The organism is Rhodobacterales bacterium HKCCA1288 (assembly GCA_015693905.1).
GTDB lineage: Bacteria > Pseudomonadota > Alphaproteobacteria > Rhodobacterales > Rhodobacteraceae > M30B80.
This window is the reverse complement of record CP065161.1, coordinates 1784628-1803551: the sequence shown is the minus strand read 5'-3', so window position 1 is coordinate 1803551 and position 18924 is coordinate 1784628. Positions and strand designations below refer to the sequence as shown.

The following is an 18924-nucleotide window of genomic DNA, read 5'->3' as shown; positions in this document are numbered from 1 at the left end:
GCCTTATGCCCGCTGTCATGATCCAAGGCACAGGGTCGAATGTGGGCAAATCATTGCTTGTCGCGGGGCTGTGCCGTGCTGCGCGCAAGCGTGGGATCAATGTCGCGCCGTTTAAGCCACAAAATATGTCGAACAATGCGGCTGTCTGCCCTGAAGGGGGCGAGATTGGTCGCGCACAGGCGGTGCAGGCTGAGGCCGCAGGTCTTGCGCCTCATGTTGATATGAACCCTGTTTTGATCAAACCCGAAAGCAGCACAGGCGCGCAGATTGTGGTGCAAGGCGCGCGTCTGACCCGCGCCGAAGCGCAGGATTACCAAGGGTTGAAGCCGCGCCTCTTGGCGGCCGTGCAAGACAGTTTTGCGCGGCTGTCCGCGCAGCATGATCTTGTGATTGTCGAAGGGGCAGGCAGCGCTGCCGAGGTCAATTTGCGTAAAGGTGATATCGCCAATATGGGTTTTGCCTGTGCTGAAAATATCCCCGTGATCCTCGCAGGCGATATTGATCGTGGTGGGGTGATTGCACAGATCGTTGGGACGAAAGCCGTATTGGACGACCAAGATCGCGTTCAAATTGCGGGGTTTATGATCAACCGCTTTCGGGGTGATCCGCGCCTCTTTGATGAGGGATATCGCTATATTGCCGAGCAAACAGGATGGCGTGGGTTTGGAGTGGTGCCTTGGTTTGGCGATGCTTGGAAATTACCCGCCGAGGATGGCGTAGATCTGGGCAAAACCCCGACCCATGATGGCGCGTTTCATGTTGCGGCCCTCGCATTTCCACGGATTTCGAATTTCGATGATCTTGATCCGATTGCCCAAGACCCCAAGCTGCGCCTCACTTGGGTTGAAGCGGGGCGTGTGATTCCAGCGGATGCTGATTTGGTCATCCTGCCTGGATCAAAAAGCACGCGGGCCGATTTGGAATTTTTGCGCGCGCAGGGTTGGGATGTTGATCTGGCCGCGCATCGGCGGCGCGGCGGCGCGATCTTGGGCCTATGTGGCGGCTATCAAATGCTTGGCCGCAGGATCAGCGACCCTGAGGGGCTTGATGGCGCGGTTGGGGTGACTGACGGCTTGGGTCTGTTAGAGATTGAAACCCTGATGCGACCCCAGAAGCGTCTGGCGCTCAGCGCGGCGCACCATGTTCCAACGGGGGCCGCCGTTTCGGGCTATGAAATCCATATGGGCGAGACCTCAGGCCCTGATTGCACCCGTCCCTTTGCTGCTTTGGCCGGTCACAACGATGGCGCGATAAGTGCCGATGGGCGGGTAATGGGCAGTTACCTGCACGGGCTTTTCCAAGAGGACGGGTTTCGCACCGCGTTCTTCGCGGGTCTTGGTGCCGAGATTAGCACGGGCGGCTATCGGGCGCAGATCGGTGCAGTCTTGGATGATTTGGCACAGCATCTGGAGACGCATTTGGATGTTGATGCCATTTTTGATCTGGCCCGCTAAGCCATCATGGCCCGCGCCTCATAGCTGCGCAGTGGCATCCGCACCAATTCGCCATAACCCGCGCCACAGCTCTCTTGCAGGGCAGGAAAGAGGTCGAACAATTCGGCGCGGATCGCATCATCAAATTCGGGCAAGACCTGTTTTCCGGGGTAAAAGCTTTCGGTCAAAAGCCCCTCGGATGTGATGATCTGGTGGTGGTCAAACAGGATGTGAAAATATTCCACATCCCCGCCTTCGCGGCGATAGATCGTGACATCATTGATCAAATCTTTGGCCGCAACCAAGACCTCCTCCTCGCCGAACATTAATTGTGCGCGAATATCGCGCACAAGCACACGGTGTTGGGGCGATAATACCAGCGTGCCGTGAAACCCAAGGCTGCCTTCCTCAATGACAATCGGGGCGTGATTGCCGATCGCTGGCACTTTGCGGCTGCCAATCCAACGGATTGGCTGCGGGCCATCGTCATGGGTTTCGACCATCATACCGACCCTTAGCTTTTCAATCGCAATATCCCCTTCGGTCGTTCTGATTTTTGTGCCGCGGGCGAAGCAAGGCACAGTGGTGATTGTGACAAAGGCGGTGTCGGTGATGCCGTCTGAATTGGTCGCGGTATAGGTGAAATTGCGGATAACTGTGTCACCCGCGGGAAGGGCGGGTGCTGTGACCGACAATTTGCCATCGGGCAAGAGTGTGATCTGATGACCAGAGGCAAGGGTTATTGTTTCCCCCGCGCGAATGTCTTGGCCGTTGATTTGGGTGACAGCCATTGTTGCGCTGTCATTGGCCAAAACATCTAAAGTGCTGGTTGCGCGCTGTGCGATGCGCAGGCTGTCATCAGCACTCAGCGCCATGCCTTGAATACTGCCACCCGCGATGAGGATTGCTGAATCAAGGGTTGGATCACCAACATCGGTGATGCCAATTTTGAGCGTATTGATCGCACCGACCGAGACAGGAAAACTCACGCGAAGCGTGGTGGTGAACCCATCCATTTCGGTATTATAGGTGCCGCTGGCATTGTCGATGTAGAGCGTGCTGTTAGAGTTGTCAGAAACAGAATTGATTGAGGCCAAGGTAAAGACAGGGGACGTGACTTTGGTGCCGTTGATCCAAATGCCGACCTGATCATTGAAGATCGAGCCTACAAATTCGGGATATTCTTCTGAGGCGAAGGTAAATTGCAGCGACATTTGCGCATTGTCGGGGATAAAATCCACCTCCAAGATGCTTGCGTCATATGTGCGCCGCGCGGCGATGGTTTCAAAATCGGTATCACGCCCGCCGCCCGTTATGCCTGTCGTATCAAGGGATTGGTTGGTGGCCCCCGAGCCATTGGTTAAATCGCTGACAAAGCCCGTAGACAGAACAACGCCCGTATCGGATGGGGTCAGGCGCGATGAGGTGCTGTCACCCCCCATCCAAATCGCTGACGAGGCATTATTGCCATAATAGCGGGCATCCACGATGGAAACGTCATCGTGGAAGATGGTATACGCCATCCTGAGCGCAGATGCGCCTGTATTGAGCGCCAGTTCTTGTGCGCTTTCCATACCCCTAGCCCATGCCCCGTGCCAAGGCATGGTAAATTCAGGCAAATCAGGCGCCCCTAAGCACCTTCATGTTCGTCTGATTTACAGCGGATTTTCCGCTCGGCCTGCCTCGGCTTATTGTTATTGGTATGATGCTATCACAAAATTATCTCTATTGTTAATATATTTATGCGATGCGCCCTGCAATTCTTCTGCATATAGTGGTTTGACCAAGATATCGGTTTTCTGTTTGTCTCTTGGCCAAGGGGCGCGTAACCCTAGCGCCTGATGCCTTTGGAGAAATCGGATATGGCCGACACCCGCCTTGATCCTGTTCTATTGACCGCAGATTTGCTGCGTTGCCCCTCTGTCACGCCAGAGGAGGGCGGCGCATTGGTGCTGTTGCAAACTGTGTTAGAGGCGGCAGGGTTTGAGTGCCATCGCGTAGATCGAAATGGCACAGCAAATCTTTTTGCACGCTTTGGGCCCAAAGGTCATGCGCGCAGTTTTGGCTTTAATGGACATACCGATGTTGTGCCAATTGGGGCCGAAGCGGATTGGAGCCACCCGCCCTTTGGCGCGGTGCGCGAGGGGGATTGGCTTTATGGGCGTGGCGCGACCGATATGAAATCGGGCGTTGCGGCCTTTGTCGCGGCTGCGGTCGATATGGTGCAAACCGCCCCGCCTGATGGCGCGATTATTCTGGCCATTACGGGCGATGAGGAAGGCCCCGCCACGGATGGAACAGTGGCGCTTTTGGAGTGGATGGAGTCTCAAGGCGAAGCGATGTCGGTTTGCCTTGTGGGCGAGCCAACCTGTCCAGAAACCTTGGGCGATATGATCAAAATCGGGCGGCGCGGGTCAATCAATGCGCAGATTACAGTGGCGGGGAAGCAAGGCCATGTCGCCTATCCGCATAAGGCGCAAAATCCAATGCCTGCCATGGCCGCGCTTGCGGATCGTCTGTCGCGCCATGTTCTGGATGAGGGGACAGCGCATTTTGACCCGTCCAATCTACAAATTACGGCGATTGAGACAGGGAATCCCGCCAGCAATGTGATCCCTGCACGCAGTGAAATGCGGCTTAACATTCGTTTTAATGATTTGCATTCAGGCGCATCTTTGGATGCATGGTTGCAACGTGAATGCGCCGAAGTTGCGGCTGTGCATGGCGTTCAGATTGCCTGCGAAACCCGTATTTCGGGCGAGGCGTTTTTGACCGAGCCTGGCGCGTTCTCTGACCTGATCGCGGCGGCAGTGGCGCAGCACACTGGACGACAGCCCGTTTTGTCGACCACAGGCGGCACATCGGATGCCCGATTTGTGCAGCGCCATTGCCCCGTGGTGGAATTTGGTCTTGTCGGCCATCGGATGCATGAGGTTGACGAGCGGGTATCTTGCCAAGATATCCAAGGCCTGACCGTGATCTATTCCGACATTTTGCGCCGCTATTTCGAAGGCTAAGGCTGGCCTCAAAAATCCCTCTCGAAAAAAGAACAAAACGTGAATATCTTTGCGGTATGGGATTCGCAGAGCTTGCCGCATTGTCAAATTTTTCTTTTCTTCAGGGTGGATCGCATCCTGAAGAATATGCTGTGCGCGCGGCGGATTTGGGGCTTCATGCTTTGGCGATTGCCGATGTGAATTCGGTTTCGGGCATCGTGCGGGCGCATAGCGAATTGCGCCGTATCGCGCGTGAGATTGCGGCGCGGCGCGCGGCGGATGCTGATTTGCACGGGCCACCGCGCCCCGCCCATATTCCCCCCGCCCCGCGCGCACCAATTTTCACCTGTCCGCGGCTTTTGCCTGCCGCGCGATTGGTTTTCCCTGATGGGCTAGAGATTGTTGCCCTCGCCCGCACGCGGGAAGGTTGGGGAAATCTGTGCCGTATTCTGTCCAAAGGTCAGTTGCGCGCAGAAAAAGGGCAGTGCTTGCTTGCTCTCGAGGATTTGCTGTCGCATGCGGCAGGGCTGGAATTGGTTGTGCTCAGTGATCGAAACGCCCATTTCCCACCGCATCATGCAGGGGCTTGGCATAATGCGCTGCCCCAATTGGCGGCGCGGTTCGCGGGGCATATTTGGCTTGCCCTTACCCCCTATTATGACGGGCAGGATGCATTACGTTTTGCCGCGATTGCACGGCGGGCAGAGGCGCTATCCCTGCCGCTTGTGGCCTCTGGTGCGCCGATGATGCATCACGCCCGCCGCCGCCGTTTGGTGGATGTCCTTAGCGCCATTCGGAAAGGCATTCGTTTGGTTGATCTCGGACGTCATGCGCAGGTCAATGCCGAACAGCGGTTGCGCAGCTTGTCGCAGATGCGCCGCTTGTTTCACGATTATCCCCGCGCTCTTGCGGCAACGCGCTTGATCGCGCGGCGCTGCCAGTTTCAACTGGATCAATTGCGCTATGAATACCCATCCGAGATTTCTGATGGCGAAACCCCACAGTCCCGCCTTGAACGATTGGCGTGGAAGGGGCTTGCATGGCGCTACCCAAGGGGCATCCCTGAGCGTGCGCAGACCCTCATGACCCATGAATTGGCGCTGATCGATAAGCTTGGTTATGCGCCCTATTTTTTGACAGTGCATGATATTGTCGCTTTCGCGCGCGGGCGTGGGATTTTGTGCCAAGGGCGTGGGTCTGCGGCCAATTCCATCACGTGTTATGCTTTGGGCGTGACCTCTGTATCTCCTGAAATTGGCACGATGGTGTTCGAGCGATTTGTCTCGGAGGCTCGTGATGAGCCACCCGATATTGATGTTGATTTCGAGCATGAACGCCGCGAGGAGGTGATCCAATGGATTTACGCCCGCTATGGTCGTCACCGCGCAGGGATTTGCGCCACAGTGATCCATTATCGCGGCAAGCGTGCCATTCGTGAAGTTGGCCGCGCAATGGGTTTGAGCGAAGATATCCTATCCGCGCTTTCAAGCCAGATTTGGGGATCATGGGGGTCAGGTGAATTGCAGGATGCCCGACTGCGCGAAATCGGTCTTGATCCTGATAACCCGCATTTGCGCTTGGTGATGGATTTGGTGGGTCAGATTATCGGCTTCCCCCGCCATCTCAGCCAGCATGTGGGGGGCTTTGTGATTACCGAAGGGCGGCTTGATGCGCTTGTGCCCATAGAAAATGCCACGATGGAGGATCGCACCATCATCGCATGGGATAAGGATGATATTGACGCCTTGGGCATTTTGAAGGTCGATGTTTTGGCCTTGGGAATGCTCAGTTGTTTGCGCAAATCCTTTGATCTTTTGCGGGGTCACTATGGGCGGGATTTTGATCTGGCCACCCTGCCCGCCGAGGATGGCCGCGTCTATGATATGCTGTGCAAAGCAGACAGTCTGGGTGTGTTTCAGGTGGAATCGCGCGCGCAGATGAATTTTTTGCCGCGTATGCGCCCACGTTCTTTCTATGATCTGGTGATCCAAGTGGCGATCATCCGACCTGGGCCTATTCAGGGCGATATGGTGCATCCCTTCATTCGCCGCCGCAACGGGGAGGAGGCGGTGGAGTTTCCCTCTGATGCGTTGGGCGCTGTGCTGCGCAAGACCTTGGGCGTGCCCTTGTTTCAAGAACAGGCAATGCAAATCGCAATTGTCGGGGCCAGTTTCACCCCGACCGAGGCCGATGCGCTGCGCCGTGCCTTGGCCACGTTCAAGAAAAAGGGTCATGTCTCGGAATTTCGGGCGCGGTTTTTGCGAGGCATGCAGAATAACGGATATGACCCCGATTTCGCTGCGCGCTGTTTTGCGCAGATCGAAGGGTTCGGCGCCTATGGTTTCCCTGAAAGCCATGCCGCAAGTTTCGCGCTTTTGGTTTATGCCAGCGCATGGATCAAATGCCATTACCCTGCCGTTTTTGCCTGCGCTTTGCTAAACAGCCAACCGATGGGGTTCTATTCCCCTGCACAGATTGTGCGTGATGCACAGGCGCATGGGGTGGAGGTGCGACCTGTCTGTGTCAATCTCAGCGCATGGGATCACACGCTCGAACCAGATGGGACAGGCGCGTTGGCACTAAGATTGGGGCTGCGGCAGATCAGAAGCCTGTCCGAGGAGGACGCGCATTGGGTCATTGCTGCGCGTGGCAACGGCTATCTGAGCCCGCGTGATTTATGGCGTCGTGCGGGTCTGTCGCAAAAACCTTTGCGGGCCTTGGCCGAGGCAGATGCTTTTGCCGCGCTTGGGTTTGATCGCCGCGCGGCACTTTGGGAATTGCGCGGGCTTGGCCCTGCACAAGATTTGCCGCTTTTTGCCCGTGATCTTGAGGGCGAGGCGCATAACGAGGCCGCGCCAAATTTGCCACAGATGACCGAAGGTGAAGCCGTGATCGAAGATTATGCGAGCCTGCGGTTGACGTTGAAACGTCACCCCGTTGCGTTTTTGCGTGGAAAACTGAGCCCAAATTGGGTGGCGCGCTTATAGGCCAAATTTTGTGGCGTGTTCGCCCACAGATTTCATCACCCGCACCAATTCTTGGCTGATACCAGGCTCAGACAGGGCATGGCCTGCAGCCTTGACCATCTGCAAACGACCCGAAGGCCAACGCGCGGAAAGGCTATAGGCGGATTGGGGTGGACAAATCATGTCATACCGCCCCTGCACGATCACGCCGTGAATATGGGCGATGCGATGCATATTCTTTAAAATCTGCCCGTCTTCTTCGAGAAAGCCGCGATTGACGAAATAATGGTTCTCAAGCCGCGCGAAGGCGCGGGCGTAGTCGGCGGGGCAATCGCCCCCTTGGCCATCGCTTTCGATAGACGCCAATGCGTTTTCCCATGCGGCCCAAGCCCGCGCATAACGGGTTTCCACCATCATATCGCCTGAGAAAAGGCGGCGGTTATAGGCGGCAATTAAATCGCCGCGCTCATCTTCGGGGATCAGCGAGACAAAGCGCTGCCATTGTTCTGGCCAGAATTGACCCGCACCGCCGCCATAAAACCAATCCAACTCGCGTTGCATCGACAAAAATACACCGCGCAAGGCCAAATAGGCCACGGATTGCGGATGGGTTTGCGCATAGATCAAGGCAAGGGTCGCACCCCAAGAGCCGCCAAATACGGCCCATTTTTCAATGCCAAGCGTATTGCGGATGCGCTCAATATCTTCGACCAGATGCCATGTGCTGTTGCCTCGGATAGCCGCATGGGGCCGCGAGCGGCCACAGCCGCGCTGATCAAACAGGATAATTCGCCAGACCGAAGGGTCAAAATAGCGCCGCATGGCAGGGCTACACCCGCCGCCAGGGCCACCATGCAGCACCACAACGGCAGGGCCGTTTGGGTTTCCGCATTGCTCCATATAAATCTGGTGACCTTCGCCAACATCCAACATTCGCTGATCGAACGGGTCGATCGGCGGAAAGAGATGCTGCACTGCGCGCTTTTGGCCCGTGAACTTATCCATAAGCTTCCTATATAGGACGTAAGACCCAACCTAACAGTCCCAAACCCCTTGGCAAGGCTTTGAGCATAGAATGACGGACAAGACTGGCACAATTGACCCTGCGGAAATCGCAAAATTCGAGGCGATGGCCGCCGAATGGTGGGATCCAAACGGGAAATTCCGACCGTTGCACATGATGAACCCTGTGCGGCTTGACTATATCACGCGCCAGATCGCGGCCGAATTCGGGCGGGATCTAACGGCTGAGCGACCCTTTGAGGGGCTGCGTCTCTTGGATATTGGCTGTGGGGGTGGGCTTCTATCTGAACCCATGGCACGGCTTGGCGCTGATGTGGTGGGCGCAGATGCGGCTGAGCGCAACATTCCTGTGGCACGGGTTCATGCCGAGCAATCAGGCCTGACGATTGATTATCGCCACACAAGCGCTGAGGCCCTTGCCGCAGCAGGCGAGCAATTCGATGTCGTCCTCAATATGGAAGTGGTTGAACATGTGGCCGATCCGCAGGCCTATTTGACTGCTTGCCATGATTTGCTGAAATCAGGCGGGCTGATGCTGTGCTCAACCATCAACCGCAATCCCAAAAGCTTTGCCATGGCGATTGTGGGCGCGGAATATATCATGCGTTGGCTGCCAAAAGGCACGCATGAATGGTCAAAATTCATCACGCCCGATGAGTTATTCAAAATGATCGAGATTGCAGGGCTGAGGCCCGTGGATCGCAAGGGCTATGTGTTCAATCCGATTTCTTGGGGTTGGTCGATCTCGGATCGCGATTTGTCGGTGAATTACGTCACCGCATCCATTCGCCCCTAACCGCGCAGGTCGGCATCATCTTCAAGGCGCACCCGCATCTCGCGCAAAACAGGCAGGGCTGCGCGAACTTTGGCCGCACCGATGGCTTCGATCGTATCCGACAAAATCGGTGCAATCGCCTGTAGCGCTGCATCGCGCGCGGAACGCCCCGCGGGGCTGATGGTCACAAATTTACGGCGGGCATCGTCCCAATCGGGACGGATATGGATATGTCCCGCCCATTCCAAGCGGTTCAGCGTGTTGGTCATGGCACCACGGGTGACGTGAAACAGCCGCGCAAGCTGTGCAGGTGTGCGTTCCTCATTGGCGCGGGCCAAGTGGTTCAGCACAGAAAAATGGCTCAGTTCCATACCTTTTGGCAGCGCTTTGGACAGGCGGTTTCGGGCCAATTGATCAGCCATGAACAATTCGCTGAACAGCGCGATAGAGAGGGGATCACTGGTGTCACTCATGGCGCGGACTAGACCCTATGCCAGCCTTTCGGCGCAAGGGAAATCGTTAAAAACACTAGAAATTTACGCAGAAAGCAACGGATCAAGCTTGCCCTGACGCTCAAGTGCCGCAAGATCATCGTAACCGCCTATATGTTGGTCATTGATAAAAATCTGCGGCACAGTGTGCCGACCATGGGCGCGTGCCATCATATCTTGGCGCAGTTTTGGGTCACGGCTGACATCAGTCTCGACAAAGCTGACATCCTTGCTTGCCAAAAGGCGTTTGGCAGCGTGACAATAGCCGCAAAGTGGGCTTGTGTAGATTTCAATCTGTGCCATCTGCCTGTCTCCTATCTGCTACGCTGCTTTTGTAGCGCGGGCCATCACCAGCACATATATCGGCCCTGCGCCGCCCAAGCGCAAGGCGTGGGTTGCAGACCAAAGGGTCGCGCCTGAGGTCATCACATCATCAATCAAAATGATCGCCCGTCCCCGCAGCCTTTCACAATGGCGCGGGGTTAGGGCCAGCGCCTCGTCTAAATTGGCAAAACGGGCTTCCGCGCCCAGCCCATCTTGGGAGGCCGTTCTGCGCAGACGATATAACGCATCAGGCAGGCAGGTGATTGCGTGTTCACGGAACTGGGGCGTTCTGCAGATATGATGCGCGAGGAGAGCGGATTGATTGAACCGCCGCTGCAGCAAACGCAACGGGTGTAGGGGGATGGGAACCAGAAGCGGGTTTTGACCAAGCCACTCTTGCGCCTTTTCCGCCATCCAAGAGCTGGCCGCACGGCAAATATCGGCGCGGTCGCCATGTTTGAGGGCAAGCACAAGCGCGCGTCCTGTCCCCTCATATCGCAGCACGGCGCGGCCTGCATCCCATGGCGGCGGGCGCATGAGACATGCATCACAAAGATCACTCGGCGCAGCCTCCTCGCCAATCAATTCATCGCCGCAGGCGTGACAGCAGGATTTGCCAATAAATTGAGCCTCCGCCCAACAGGGGCCACAAAGACCATAAGGGATTTCAACCCTGTCACCGCAGCGCAGGCAATCAGGCGGAAAGGCCCATGTTTTGGCCCGATCAAGGATTTGCAAACGGGACGCGAACACTTACATAACCCCTCTAAGTTTTCAAAAAGCCTGAGACCATAGTCGTGACTGAACCCCTTCCGCCAAAGTTGACCGACCCGCAGGCCTTGGCCCGTGCCCGCGCGCGTGCGCGATTGGATCGGGCTGGGTTTTTGCATGACGAGGTCAAGCTTGAGCTTGAAGAAAGACTGGCAGACGTTAACAGGCGCTTTACCGCGCCCGTTTTGATCGCGCCTTTTGTGGAGTATTGGGCAGATTTTATGCCCGATGCCCCCCGCGTTCTGCCCCAAGATGACTTGGGCTTGACCGAAGGGGCCCATGATCTGGTGATCCACGCGATGGCGTTGCATTGGGCCGATGATCCCGTGGGGCAACTTGTGCAAGCGGCCCGTGCGCTGAAACCTGATGGGCTGTTTCTCGGGGTGTTTTTTGGCGGCGAAAGTCTGACCGAATTGCGAGATGTTCTGCGCCAAGCCGAAATTGCTGTAATGGGCGGCTTGTCGCCGCGCGTGGCCCCGATGGGGGATTTGCGTGATATGGGCGGGCTCTTAGGGCGTGCGGGGTTCGCCCTGCCTGTGGCCGATACATTGCGCAAAACCATCAGTTATCGGGATATTTTTCATCTGATTGGCGATTTGCGCGATATGGGGGAAACCAATGTGCTTGACGCGCGTCACCGCGCCGCCCCCCCGCGTGATTTATTCACGCGCGCCGATGAGATTTATAAAAAAACTTATCCGTTCGAAGAAAATCGCATCCGATCCACTGTTGAGATCGTATTCCTTTCAGGATGGAAACCAGATGCCAGTCAACAAAAGCCGCTTCGACCTGGATCGGCGCAGGCGAGATTGGCAGACGCGCTTGGCGTGACCGAATTTGATGAAACCGCCCGACCCGTGGAAAACGGGTCGTAAAAGGGTGGCCGTTTTTTGTTGTCTGGGTTAGTCAGGCTGAAGAAAGAAGTGCGATAAAAGATGAATATGATGCAAAACGCGACCGAACCTGCTCTGCCCCATGCACCCGCTGATCACCCAAAGGTGAAGTTCGGCAAGATTGGTGTGCTTTTGGCAAATTTGGGCACGCCAGATCATTATGATTACTGGTCAATGCGCCGCTATTTGAACGAATTCCTCTCAGATCGCCGCGTGATTGATTACAGCCCGTGGATTTGGCAACCACTTTTGCAATTGGTGATTTTGACCAAGCGTCCGTTTTCTTCGGGGGCGGCTTATAAATCTATTTGGAATGAAGAGCAGGGCGAAAGCCCGCTGATGACCATTACCAAAGATCAGACCGCAAAGATTAAGTCTGAAATGGCGGCGCTTTATGGCGATCAGGTCGAGGTGGATTTCTGCATGCGGTATGGCAACCCATCGACCAAGTCCAAAGTGGATGAGCTGGTTGCAAAAGGTTGCACGAAAATCTTGTTTTTCCCCCTTTATCCTCAATATGCGGGCGCGACTTCGGCCACAGCATGCGACCAATTCTTTCGGGCACTCACGGATATCAAATGGCAACCGACCGTGCGCACAGTCGAGGCCTATTACGAGCATCCGCTCTATATTGAGGCTTTGGCGCAGTCGGTTGAGCGGGCCTATGCAAAGATTGAAGACCGACCTGATGTCTTGGTGGCCTCCTATCACGGCGTTCCCAAGCGGTATTTGATGGAGGGCGATCCCTATCATTGCCAGTGCCAAAAAACCTCACGCCTGCTGAAAGAGCGTTTGGGTTGGTCTGACGGTGAGATTGTCACGACGTTCCAAAGCCGTTTTGGCCCCGAAGAGTGGCTCAAGCCCTACACAGTCGAAGAAGTGGCGCGATTGGCCGAGGCGGGCAAGAAAAAGATTGCGGTGATTGCCCCTGCATTCTCGGCCGATTGCATCGAGACTTTGGAAGAGATCAACGAAGAAATCCACGAAAGCTTTGAAGAGGCGGGCGGCGAGCAGTTTACCTACATCCCCTGCCTCAACGATGATGATGCGCATATCAAGGCATTGGTTGCTGTCGCGCAGGATCACCTCAAAGGGTGGATTGGCGGCTAAAGCCAGTCGCGCAGGATCGGAATCAAAGGGATATCTGCAGGTGGCATCGGGTAGTCGCGCAAATCTTTTGCGCGGACCCATTTCAGCGCCTGCCCTTCGCGCGATTGCGGGATACCGCCCCATTTGCGGCAGGCAAAAAGCGGCATAAGCAGATGGAATTTCTCATAGCTGTGGCTGGCAAAGCATAATGGCGCAAGGCAGCTTTGCCACGTTTCAATGCCCAATTCCTCGTGCAATTCTCGGATCAAGGCGGCCTCGGGCGTTTCGCCCTCTTCGACCTTACCGCCCGGAAACTCCCAAAGACCGGCCATGGATTTCCCCTCAGGCCGTTGCGCCAAAAGCACACGACCCTCGCCATCAATCAACGCCGCTGCAGAGACAAGCACCGTTTTCATGAGCGATAATCCGCATTGATGCTGATATAGCCATGGGTCAGGTCACAGGTCCAAACTGTCGCCGCCCCCATGCCAAGGCCCATATCCACGGCGATCCGCAATTCCTGCTGTTTCATATAGGCGGCCCCTTGTTCTTCGCGGTAATCGGGGCTGACCCAGCCATTTTCGGCCACCAAAATATCACCGAACTTGATGGTCAGGCGGTCACGATCCGCGACTGCGCCAGATTTCCCGACCGCCATGACAACACGGCCCCAATTTGGGTCCTCGCCCGCCGCCGCGGTTTTCACGAGTGGGCTGTTGGCAATCGCGCGGGCAACGCGATCTGCATCCGCGTCATTTGCCGCGCCGGTGACCTGCACTTCAATCAGTTTGGTTGCGCCTTCCCCATCGCGCACCAATTGCAAGGCAAGGTCTTTGAGAACCGCCTCAAGGGCCGCATAAAACGCCTTTGCATCTGTGCTGTCCAAATCGGCAATCTGGGGATTACCTGCCTTGCCTGTCGCGGCCACCATCAAACTGTCCGAGGTTGAGGTGTCGCTGTCCACTGTCACCGCGTTAAAGCTGCGTTTGGTGGCTTGCGATAACATGGATTGCAGCGCGGCACGCGAAATTGCGGCATCGGTAAAGACATAGGCCAACATTGTGGCCATATCTGGCGCGATCATGCCCGAGCCTTTGGCAAAGCCCGCGATTTTCACCTCATGGCCCGAGAGGGTCAGGGTTTCTGTCGCGCCTTTGGGGAAAGTGTCGGTGGTCATAATCGCTCGCGCCGCACCATCTGCCCCGTCAGCATCCAGTTTGCCCGCCAATTCCGCCAAGATATGCGTAATTTTTTCGGGGGCGAAGGGCTCGCCAATCACCCCCGTTGACGCGCTGAACACATGAGCGGCAGGAATACCCAAAACACGGCCCGCTTCGGCGGTTACCGCCTCGACCGTTTGATCGCCTGCGCGGCCTGTAAAGGCATTGGAATTTCCAGAATTTACTACAATTCCAAAGCCTTGATCGCTGCTTTCCCCCAAAGCGGCCAACTTGCGCTCACAATCAAGGACAGGTGCGGAGCGCGTGGAGGATCTGGTAAAGACACCTGCCACTGACGCCCCTGCACAAATCTCGACCAACATGACATCGGTGCGGTTTTGATACCGCACCCCCGCCGCGCCACTGGCAAAGCGCACCCCATCAATGCGGGGCAATTCAGGAAACCCACCTTTTGGGGCGAGGGGGGAGACAGGAAGCGGGGCTTTTGCCATGATCGGGCCTATGTAAGAGGGGTTACTGTGTCAAAAGATCAATGTTGCGGATGAGGCTCATGTCAATCTCAACCTCTGGCCGCGTGATCTCTGCCGCTTCGGTCAATTCCGCAAGATAGGCGTCAACGCGCTGACGGCGCAATTCTTCCTCAAGATCGGCGCGCACATCTTCTGGCGCGGGGGGCGCACTGATGCGCGACTCGTTCAATTTCACAACGTGCCAACCAAATTGGGTTTGGACAGGCGCGGAAATTTCCCCGGCCTCTAGGTCTGCTACGGCAGTTTCAAATTCTGGCACCATCATACCAGTGCCGAACCACCCCAAAGCGCCGCCATTTGGGCCAGAGGGGCCTGTTGAGAATTCTTGCGCCAAAGCAACGAAATCAGCGCCATCATTTAATTGGTCAATCAGGTTTTGCGCCTCTTCTTCGGTTGCGACCAGAATATGGCTTGCATTCCATTCCAGATCACCGCCTGCATCCGCGAAATTTGCGTCATAGAGGGCTTGGACATCCGCATCTGCGATTGTGTCAAAGGCAATCGCATCAATGGCGACACTGGCCAAAAACGCACGATCTTCGTTTTCCATGGTCAGTTTTGTGCGCGCGTCTTCCGAGCCGCGCAGCGAGTCTGCGACCACCTCCTGTTGGATCAGCTGATCCAACATTCCATTATAAAGAACCTCGTCTGGCAATTCTTGATATTGCGCGGGCAGCATCGCGCGCATTGCAATCAAATGACCCAAAGTGATGTCGGTGCCGTTGACCGTTGCCAAGACCGTGCTGGCGTCTTGCGCCGCCACTGGGGCTGCGAGGGAGAGGGAAATTGCGGCGGAGACAAGCATGCGTTTCATAGAACAGTCCTTTTATTACGGGCGTAATCCTTCGCGCCCACGTTGACAGGCCAAAAGCGGGCGCTTATGTCCCATTGCGGTTGGGGACGTTGGCACAGCTTCCTTGATGGGTCTTCTAGACCGCCGCGCGGATGCAAACAACCCGAGCGGAGATCACATTCTATTGGGTCTGCCACAGCGTGGATCAATTCTGACATAAGGCGTTTTGCATGCTTGGGCTTGGATCTATCGCAAAGAAGATTTTTGGCAGTTCAAATGATCGATTGGTCAAGGCTCAAAGGCCGCTTATTGCAAAGATCAACGCACTTGAGCCTGAGTTTGTCGCCCTCGATGATGCAGGGCTGATCGCAAAGACCGAAGAACTTCGCCAGCGCCACGCCAATGGTGAGAGCCTTGATGCGCTATTGCCCGAGGCCTTTGCCAATTGCCGCGAAGCCGCCAAGCGCGCTTTGGGTTTGCGCGCCTTTGATGTGCAGTTGATGGGCGGCATTTTCCTGCACCAAGGGAATATTGCCGAGATGAAGACAGGCGAAGGGAAAACTTTGGTTGCGACCTTTCCCGCCTATCTCAACGCTTTGAGCGGCGAGGGTGTGCATGTTGTCACTGTGAACGATTACCTTGCACGGCGAGACGCGGAATGGATGAGCAAGGTTTTCGCCGCGCTTGGCATGACAACGGGCGTGGTTTATCCGCGCCAGCCCGAAGCCGAAAAGCGCGAGGCCTATGCCGCCGACATCACCTATGCGACCAATAACGAGCTTGGGTTCGATTATTTGCGGGACAATATGCGCGGATCGCTGCCTGAGATGGCGCAACGCGGTCACAATTTCGCGATTGTGGACGAGGTCGACTCGATCCTCATCGATGAGGCGCGCACGCCCTTGATCATTTCTGGCCCATCTCAAGATCGTTCCGATCTTTATGTGGCGATTGACAAAGTGATCCCTGAGCTGACCGAAGAGCACTATACGCTGGACGAGAAAACGCGAAACGCGACCTTGACCGAGGAAGGCAATGACTTTCTTGAGCAGCGCCTTGCCGAAGCGGGCCTCTTGCCTGAGGGGCAAAGCCTCTATGACCCTGAAAGCACATCGCTTGTGCATCACGCGACCTGCGCGCTGCGGGCGCATAAGGTGTATCTCAAAGATCGCGATTATCTGTTGCGCGGCGATGAGGTGGTCTTGGTCGATGAATTCACGGGTCGTATGATGCCAGGTCGGCGCCTGTCTGATGGTCTGCATCAGGCCATCGAAGCCAAGGAAGGCGTTGCGATCCAACCTGAGAATGTGACCTTGGCTTCGGTGACATTCCAAAATTACTTCCGCCTCTACAAAAAATTGGGTGGTATGACGGGCACAGCGGCGACTGAGGCCGAAGAATTTTTTGAAATTTACAAACTTGGCGTTGTTGAGGTTCCAACCAATCGCCCTGTGGCGCGGATTGATGACCATGATCAGGTCTATCGCACCGCCGCCGAGAAATATAACGCCATCGTAGAGTCGATCCGCGAAGCGCATGAAAAGGGCCAACCTGTTTTGGTCGGCACAACCTCGATTGAGAAATCCGAGATGCTGAGCGGCCTTTTGACCAAGGCAAAGTTGCCGCATAATGTTTTGAACGCGCGTCAGCATGAGCAGGAAGCGCAGATTGTGGCAGATGCGGGCAAATTGGGCGCGATCACTATTGCGACCAATATGGCGGGGCGCGGAACTGACATTAAACTGGGCGGCAATGTCGAGTTGAAGGTGATGGATGCCATCGCCGCGAATCCTGATGCTGACCCTGAAAAACTGCGCGCTGAAATTGAAGAAACCCACAAAGCCGATGAAGAGGCCGTGAAGGCCGCAGGTGGTCTGTATGTTTTGGCAACCGAGCGGCATGAAAGCCGCCGTATCGACAACCAGTTGCGCGGTCGTTCGGGCCGTCAGGGCGATCCGGGTCGTTCAGCGTTTTACCTATCGCTCGAAGATGATCTGATGCGGATTTTTGGGTCAGAACGTCTTGAAAAGATGTTGACCACGCTCGGTCTGGCCGAGGGTGAGGCAATTGTGCATCCTTGGGTCAACAAATCCTTGGAGCGCGCGCAGGCCAAGGTTGAAGGGCGCAACTTCGACATCCGCAAGCAGTTGCTGAAATTCGATGATGTGATGAATGAACAGCGCAAAGTCATCTTTGGCCAGCGTATGGATATCATGGCCTCCGATGATATCGAGGATATCGTCAAGGATATGCGCTATGAGGTGATCGCCGATATGGTCGACACTTATATGCCACCGCGATCCTATGCAGATCAGTGGGATGTTGAGGCGATGGCACAGGCCTGCCGCGAGACATTGTCACTCGATCTTCCGATCCCCGCATGGGCTGAAGAAGACGGCGTAGATCAGGACGTGGTGATTGAACGGCTTGAGGAAGCCGCCGATAAATTCATGAACGACAAAGCCACTGCCTTTGGTGCCGAGCAGATGCGCAATATTGAAAAACAGGTATTGTTGCAGACAATCGATCAGAAATGGCGCGATCACCTATTGAAATTGGAACATTTGCGTTCAGTCGTGGCATTCCGTGGTTATGCGCAGCGTGATCCTTTGAACGAATATAAATCCGAGGCGTTTCAATTGTTCGAGGGCCTGTTGGATGGGCTTCGTCAGGAAGTGACGCAGAAACTTGGCCGCATCCAACCGCTCAGCCCCGAGCAGCAGGCAGAATTGATCCGTCAATTGCAGGCACAGGCCGCAGCGCAGCAGCAAGCCGCCTTGAAAGCCGCGGATGAGGCTGAAGCAAAAGCAAGCGGTGATGATACAGGCTTTGATGAGACGCGCCCAGAAACATGGGGCAATCTTGGCCGCAATGATGCCTGCCCCTGTGGATCGGGAAAGAAGTTCAAGCATTGTCACGGGCGTTTGGCCTGATTTTAAATCAGACCCTCCGCGCGAAAGCTGACCTCGCCGCTTGGCGTGATGATGATGTGATCATGCAGGGTCAGACCCATCATTTTGCTTGCCTCACCCAACTGTCGGGTCAGGGCAATATCGCCTGTGCTTGGGGTCGGGTCGCCTGACGGATGATTGTGAACCACAACCAGTGCCGAGGCGCTCATCTCAAGCGCGCGCTTGATAACTTCGCGGGGATAGAAGGGCGCGTGATCCACGGTGCCGCGGCTGTGCTGTTCGTCTGCGATCAGGTGGTTTTTGCGGTCAAGGTAGAAAACCCGCACCTCCTCAACATCACGGTGCGCCATGGTTGCGCGGCAATACTCCATCACCGTTTGCCATGAGCCTAAGATCGGGCGGTCATCAAGCTGTTTGCGGGTAATCGTTTCCGCCACAGCCTGCGTTAGGCGTAAATGGGCAATCGTGTCTTCGGTCATATGGCTGACGGATTTTAGGCGTTGGTCACTGGCGCAAAGAACGCGCGCAAGGCTGCCATGTTGTCGTAACAGCGTGGCCGCCATCCGCGCAGAGGGTGCGTTTGGCGCCGCCGCCGCCAATAGCCGCGCGAGAAGATCATGCTGTGCGGCATCAACCGCAACCCTGCGCAATTTCGGCAGGGGCGCGGTGCGGCTATGGGCAAGGGTCAACTCGGGCTTTGTCATGCCCGCACCATCCATCAGAATGGTTAATCAGCAATTAAGCAGA

16 protein-coding genes are annotated in these 18924 nt (G+C 55.8%); 7 read left to right on the top strand and 9 right to left on the bottom strand.

Annotated elements, in window-relative coordinates:
- The first annotated feature begins 5 nt into the window (after nucleotides 1-5).
- Nucleotides 6-1454, top strand: coding sequence for a cobyric acid synthase (locus I3V23_08840; GenBank protein ID QPI84693.1), 1449 nt, complete (start codon nucleotides 6-8; stop codon nucleotides 1452-1454).
- Here the strand turns inward: I3V23_08840 and I3V23_08835 are convergent.
- Nucleotides 1451-3007 (bottom strand): Hint domain-containing protein, encoded by a 1557-nt coding sequence (locus I3V23_08835; protein ID QPI84692.1) that lies wholly within the window; start codon nucleotides 3005-3007, stop codon nucleotides 1451-1453. The two genes, I3V23_08840 and I3V23_08835, sit on opposite strands and share 4 nt — an antisense overlap.
- Nucleotides 3008-3295: 288 nt before the next feature.
- Here I3V23_08835 and dapE point away from each other — a divergent pair, with 288 nt between their 5' ends.
- Nucleotides 3296-4450, top strand: a complete 1155-nt coding sequence (dapE, locus tag I3V23_08830) for a succinyl-diaminopimelate desuccinylase (protein QPI84691.1) — start codon at nucleotides 3296-3298, stop codon at nucleotides 4448-4450.
- Nucleotides 4451-4506: 56 nt separating this feature from the next.
- Nucleotides 4507-7416 carry an error-prone DNA polymerase gene (locus I3V23_08825; protein QPI84690.1) on the top strand — a complete coding sequence of 970 codons (2910 nt, stop codon included), beginning with the start codon at nucleotides 4507-4509 and terminating at the stop codon, nucleotides 7414-7416.
- Here I3V23_08825 and pip read toward each other — a convergent pair.
- A complete protein-coding gene (gene pip, locus I3V23_08820; protein QPI84689.1) occupies nucleotides 7411-8400 on the bottom strand; it encodes a prolyl aminopeptidase in 990 nt (329 codons plus the stop codon). The genes I3V23_08825 and pip overlap by 6 nt on opposite strands.
- A gap of 70 nt (nucleotides 8401-8470) precedes the next feature.
- Between pip and ubiG the strand changes: the two genes are divergently transcribed.
- Entirely contained in the window at nucleotides 8471-9214 is a 744-nt protein-coding gene (gene ubiG, locus I3V23_08815; protein QPI84688.1) for a bifunctional 2-polyprenyl-6-hydroxyphenol methylase/3-demethylubiquinol 3-O-methyltransferase UbiG, read from the top strand.
- Here the strand turns inward: ubiG and I3V23_08810 are convergent.
- From I3V23_08810 to I3V23_08800, 3 genes are all read right to left on the bottom strand, one after another.
- Entirely contained in the window at nucleotides 9211-9666 is a 456-nt protein-coding gene (locus I3V23_08810) for a MarR family transcriptional regulator (GenBank protein QPI84687.1), read from the bottom strand. The two genes, ubiG and I3V23_08810, sit on opposite strands and share 4 nt — an antisense overlap.
- Before the next feature lie 63 nt (nucleotides 9667-9729).
- Nucleotides 9730-9987: a glutaredoxin 3 gene (grxC, locus tag I3V23_08805; GenBank protein QPI84686.1), complete on the bottom strand. Its 258-nt coding sequence runs from the start codon at nucleotides 9985-9987 to the stop codon at nucleotides 9730-9732.
- Between the two features lie 18 nt (nucleotides 9988-10005).
- Nucleotides 10006-10740 (bottom strand): ComF family protein, encoded by a 735-nt coding sequence (locus tag I3V23_08800; protein QPI86770.1) that lies wholly within the window; start codon nucleotides 10738-10740, stop codon nucleotides 10006-10008.
- Nucleotides 10741-10805: 65 nt separating this feature from the next.
- Between I3V23_08800 and I3V23_08795 the strand changes: the two genes are divergently transcribed.
- Both I3V23_08795 and I3V23_08790 read left to right on the top strand, forming a co-directional pair.
- On the top strand, nucleotides 10806-11654 hold the full coding sequence (locus I3V23_08795; GenBank protein ID QPI84685.1) for a methyltransferase domain-containing protein: 849 nt from the start codon (nucleotides 10806-10808) through the stop codon (nucleotides 11652-11654).
- A gap of 69 nt (nucleotides 11655-11723) precedes the next feature.
- Nucleotides 11724-12782 carry a ferrochelatase gene (locus I3V23_08790; GenBank protein ID QPI86769.1) on the top strand — a complete coding sequence of 353 codons (1059 nt, stop codon included), beginning with the start codon at nucleotides 11724-11726 and terminating at the stop codon, nucleotides 12780-12782.
- Here I3V23_08790 and mutT read toward each other — a convergent pair.
- The 3 genes from mutT to I3V23_08775 are packed head-to-tail and all read right to left on the bottom strand — an operon-like array spanning nucleotide 12779 to nucleotide 15286.
- Nucleotides 12779-13177: an 8-oxo-dGTP diphosphatase MutT gene (mutT, locus tag I3V23_08785; protein ID QPI84684.1), complete on the bottom strand. Its 399-nt coding sequence runs from the start codon at nucleotides 13175-13177 to the stop codon at nucleotides 12779-12781. The two genes, I3V23_08790 and mutT, sit on opposite strands and share 4 nt — an antisense overlap.
- Nucleotides 13174-14433, bottom strand: coding sequence for a bifunctional glutamate N-acetyltransferase/amino-acid acetyltransferase ArgJ (gene argJ / locus I3V23_08780; protein QPI84683.1), 1260 nt, complete (start codon nucleotides 14431-14433; stop codon nucleotides 13174-13176). Before argJ ends, mutT begins: the two co-directional genes overlap by 4 nt.
- A gap of 22 nt (nucleotides 14434-14455) precedes the next feature.
- Complete coding sequence (locus tag I3V23_08775; protein ID QPI84682.1) at nucleotides 14456-15286, bottom strand: peptidylprolyl isomerase; 831 nt, start codon at nucleotides 15284-15286, stop codon at nucleotides 14456-14458.
- 209 nt (nucleotides 15287-15495) lie between these two features.
- On the opposite strand from I3V23_08775, the gene secA reads away from it, so the two are divergent.
- Entirely contained in the window at nucleotides 15496-18198 is a 2703-nt protein-coding gene (secA, locus tag I3V23_08770) for a preprotein translocase subunit SecA (protein QPI84681.1), read from the top strand.
- A 2-nt stretch (nucleotides 18199-18200) separates the two neighbouring features.
- Here secA and radC read toward each other — a convergent pair whose 3' ends face one another.
- Nucleotides 18201-18881 carry a DNA repair protein RadC gene (radC, locus tag I3V23_08765; GenBank protein QPI84680.1) on the bottom strand — a complete coding sequence of 227 codons (681 nt, stop codon included), beginning with the start codon at nucleotides 18879-18881 and terminating at the stop codon, nucleotides 18201-18203.
- Nucleotides 18882-18924: the final 43 nt, after the last annotated feature.